Origin of the sequence: Trichocoleus sp. FACHB-262, assembly GCF_014696035.1 — a bacterium.
GTDB lineage: Bacteria > Cyanobacteriota > Cyanobacteriia > FACHB-46 > FACHB-46 > Trichocoleus.
In genome coordinates this window covers 1-2,216 of record NZ_JACJPK010000047.1, presented here as the reverse complement: position 1 = coordinate 2,216, position 2,216 = coordinate 1, and the positions used below count along the sequence as shown (strand labels likewise).

At 49.5% G+C, this 2,216-nt stretch carries 4 protein-coding genes; 2 read left to right on the top strand and 2 right to left on the bottom strand.

Features of this window, described 5'->3' with window-relative positions:
• On the top strand, positions 1–219 hold a 219-nt coding region (locus tag H6F68_RS10230), incomplete at its 5' end, for a hypothetical protein (RefSeq protein ID WP_399313524.1).
• A 5-nt stretch (positions 220–224) separates the two neighbouring features.
• Here the strand turns inward: H6F68_RS10230 and H6F68_RS10225 are convergent.
• Positions 225–662, bottom strand: a complete 438-nt coding sequence (locus H6F68_RS10225; RefSeq protein WP_242065438.1) for a hypothetical protein — start codon at positions 660–662, stop codon at positions 225–227.
• 120 nt (positions 663–782) lie between these two features.
• Here H6F68_RS10225 and H6F68_RS29320 point away from each other — a divergent pair, with 120 nt between their 5' ends.
• Positions 783–908 (top strand): hypothetical protein, encoded by a 126-nt coding sequence (locus H6F68_RS29320; RefSeq protein WP_277876042.1) that lies wholly within the window; start codon positions 783–785, stop codon positions 906–908.
• Positions 909–1,028: 120 nt separating this feature from the next.
• On the opposite strand, the gene H6F68_RS10220 is transcribed toward H6F68_RS29320, so the two are convergent.
• Entirely contained in the window at positions 1,029–1,610 is a 582-nt protein-coding gene (locus H6F68_RS10220) for a hypothetical protein (protein WP_190558692.1), read from the bottom strand.
• Positions 1,611–2,216 lie beyond the last annotated feature (606 nt).

The window sequence follows — 2,216 nt, the reverse complement described above, 5'->3', positions numbered from 1 at the left end:
GCGGCCCGGATTGCTTGGACAGGAGCCGGGGAATGTGTGCCGCTGCGCCGGTTAAAGGTTCCCAGATTACGAAACGTGATTCAACAAGTGCTAAGTCAGGACTCTTACAAACAGCAGGTGTTGAGGCTCCAGCAAGCAACGCAACGCGCTGGGGGGGTTCAGCGTGCGGCTGATATTGTGGAACAGGCCGTCGCCACTGGAAAACCTGTCTTGGTCTAACCAGTCTAGTCAATGTAGTCTCGGAGCATATCCGGTTTTTCTGGCTCATCTGCCATAATGGGGCGATCGCCATCGAGAGAAAAGGTTTTGCGAGTTTGGACTTTATCCACTGCAATCGGTCGTCTGCCGTCCTCGTAAACCACCTCTTTCACATCCAAATGGCTCGGCGTAATGGGGCGATCGCCATCAATGCCCAGAGTTTCGGTCGACTCTAAGGAACTGGCCACAATCGGACGACTGCCATCGACTTCAAGCGTGGCGAGGACCCGGATGTCATCCGCCACGACGGGGCGATCGCCATCAATGGGCAAAATCTTCTCTACCTGAAGGTCACTTCCATCAATCGGGCGATTGCCATCGACCTGAAGCAGCTTGGCATCTGCTTGATCTGCCCCGGAAGAAGTTAGAGCGCTGTTATCTGGCTGCTTTTGCTGTTTACTCACAATACAAACTCCTGATCTTCATCGCAACTCTCCACTTTTAACGCCTCGATTGAGTGGTGAACGACTACCTAACGGGTGGTTTTCAAGCAATTCTGCTCGTTTCCTAGGCTAAAGCCAACTGTGACCACCGGTCAGTGCGATTTCAAGTGGCGCATGTCCGGTAATTGCGATCGCCGAGGTTCCGGTTCCTTGCCACTGTCGAGAGGCACGACCACGATGGGCAAAACGGGAGCAACGGGGAATTAAGACATCGTTACAGAGAAGGTCGAGCAAATCTTAGATAGAGATAAACTTAATTGACTCTCTTGTGGACGATACGGCATCCATCAAAGCTGCTCTGAACAATGCCCATAAGCATTTTTGGAGTCAATTGGAATTGCAGTAACCTTCAGCTAAATTCCCCAACTTTTCAACAGCGAACTTGCCTGCTTCATAAGTACCGAAGGCTGCAGCCCCTGTACCTCCAACAATTAAAGCACCCATTACCAGAGGTCCACCCACCGCTGAAGTAACTACTGCGGTTGCTGCGGCTCCTGATGCACTACTTCCCATCATTCCAGCAGCAGCACTTGTCAGACCACCCAAGCCAAGTTGAGAAACTGCTGATGCGATTCCAGCATAACCGCTGAGTGCTCCTGCTCCTGCCGTTGACGCAGATGAAATAGCTCCTGTAACTGTTGCGGTCGCTGCGGCTCCTTCCTCGATAACTCGCCATGCTGCACTATCAACACCATTTGCCTTATCCAGGTAGGCTCCACAGAGTACATCTGGGGTCATGTCTAGGAAGCTTTTTGCATCACGAATGAGTTGCTTATTAGAAAGGAGTTTTTCTGCAACCTGAATCGGGTTAGCAGCTAGTGCTGATTGGGCTTCGATAAAGCCAAAATGAAACGTAACGACAAGAGCAATTAAAAGTGTACAGAGAATTCGCTGAAACCACTGAGACATAGGAATTAGTGCCCCTTAAGCAAGGTGAATGTTGCCTCTGCTAAGGTTCCCCAATCCTTGGAGCCAAGTGGTTGCTTTATGCTCCTTAAATAATGCTTTTACAAACCCTAAACAAATCTTCTTTTCAACTGAATGAATCAGGCCTAGGGCTATTTTCTCATGCAACTTTGGGGCGATGGATTCCGCACGAGTTAGAGCAACAATCACCGCCAACTATGAACGTTTAGATAATACCGGCGATGCCATCGAACCAGTCGACATTCGGCACCAAGTAAGAACGGGAATCCAAAGTTGTCTCAGGATTCAGATAGAGATAAGCATACTTATCTCTATCTAGTTATTCTAAGATTATTATCGACACAACCAAAAATTTTACTTGGCTAGTCATAATAAGAAAGCTTCTCAAACTCAACGAAGATGGGGCGATCGCCGAATGAAACCTGCTGAGCTTGTAGCCTGTTGACGGCAGCAGAAGCTCGAAAGCTACACGATGCTGCCGTTGGAGGTAATGGCTGCTGGCAGGATGCTCTCTGTCATAGCCGGCGCTCCTATTACCGGAAGGGACGGGGTCAAGGTGTCAGGCGGCGATCTCAGATTGCAGAAATC